General features: G+C 43.1%; 2 protein-coding genes. One reads left to right on the top strand and one right to left on the bottom strand.

Features of this window, described 5'->3' with window-relative positions; all coding sequences use genetic code 11:
- Positions 1-70: 70 nt before the first annotated feature.
- Positions 71-766 carry a substrate-binding domain-containing protein gene (locus Q0413_RS07135; protein ID WP_298988299.1) on the bottom strand — a complete coding sequence of 232 codons (696 nt, stop codon included), beginning with the start codon at positions 764-766 and terminating at the stop codon, positions 71-73.
- 162 nt (positions 767-928) lie between these two features.
- Between Q0413_RS07135 and Q0413_RS07130 the strand changes: the two genes are divergently transcribed.
- The coding region (locus Q0413_RS07130; protein ID WP_298988298.1) for a thiol:disulfide interchange protein at positions 929-1,430 on the top strand (502 nt) is incomplete at its 3' end.

Genomic DNA, 1,430 nt, shown 5'->3' with positions numbered 1-1,430 from the left:
TCGGATCAATCATTTGCCCATGATCATGGAAATTCGTGGGGAATATGCAATACGCCCTTACACGGACAATCTAATCCTTGACGGGAATAGGATTCAATAAATACGTATTTATTAGATATTTATCGCCGCGAAATAGAATTTCGCTAGATTTTATATCTTTTTTTGCCACGACCCAAGTACTGCTATCGCTCATAAAATATGCTCCGTTTTTATCGGCTTTTAAAAGAGTCGCTAACATAAAATCTTTATTTGCCTCATACCACTGGCCTTGCGGAACGATATTTGCCATTTTCCAGATACTAAGCTCTTTTTTATGAGTTCCGGAGTTGTCCGCTCTGGTGTAAAAAAGGCTTTGGGATTTGGCTATATCGGTATAGGCCTCTGTTACGTTTTGGGCGGTTTTTATCTTTGCGGGATCGCTTTTAGGCCCTACGATAAAAAACTCGTTTGATCCGATCAACGTCCTTTGCGTAGCCCAGCCCTCTTTTACGGCGCTTATTTCCGCCTTTGGAGCGTGAACCATAGCGATATCTATCTTTTTATTTTTCAAAAGTTCGAGAGTCTGGCCGCTTCCTGCTTTTATCCAGCAAATTTTGGTGTCGTTTGCCTTGCTAAATTCATTAGATAAAACTTCGAGTAGCCCAAGCTCTCCCGGGCTTCCCGTAGCAAGCTTTAGCTCCGTTTTTCCATCTCCATACACTGCGGTGCACTCACTCGCCATCAAACTGGCGCATAGCAAAATCGCGATACAAATAGACTTTTTCATAACTACTCCTTGTTTTGAAATGTAAAATTTCAGGCATTATACAACCAAGGAACTTAAACTCGAAATGGTTAAAGAATTAAAAAAGAAGCTCGTTGCTTAGATTTTATTTCAAATTTACCCTTTATTTTATACAATCTTTAAAATTTACCGCAAAGGAATTTGATGAAAATCGCTAAAATTTTTAAAGCTTTAGCCGCCGTTTGCTTGCTTAGCGTAGGTGCAAACGCGCTAGAGGAGGGCGTTAATTATCAAGTGCTGCAAAAGCCGCTAAATGTGCCGAAAAACAGTGTCGTTAAAATTTTTAACTACGAGTGCCCGCACTGCTATACGTTCGACAGGACGGTCACGCCGCAGCTAATGAAAAAGCTTGAGGGGACGGAGTTTCTGCCGTGGCATCTAAAGACCAAGGGCGTGTTCGGACAGACCGCAAGCGGCGTATTCGCAGCCCTTATCGTGCTTGATGAGAAGGACGACGTTAGCTTACTAAGCGACGAGTCGAAATTTAAAAAGGCGAAATTCGCGATTTACAAAGCGATCCACGACAAAAAGGACGATTTTGGCAGCGGCAGTGATAAACAAAGGTTCATCAAAACCGCGCTGGATGCTGCAGGCGTGAGCTTGAGCGAATACGAAGCGGCGCTTGCCAGCAAAAAGGCGCAGGCTC

Origin of the sequence: uncultured Campylobacter sp., from assembly GCF_938045465.1 — a bacterium.
In the GTDB taxonomy this organism is placed as follows: domain Bacteria; phylum Campylobacterota; class Campylobacteria; order Campylobacterales; family Campylobacteraceae; genus Campylobacter_B.
This window is presented reverse-complemented; position numbering and strand designations above follow the sequence as displayed.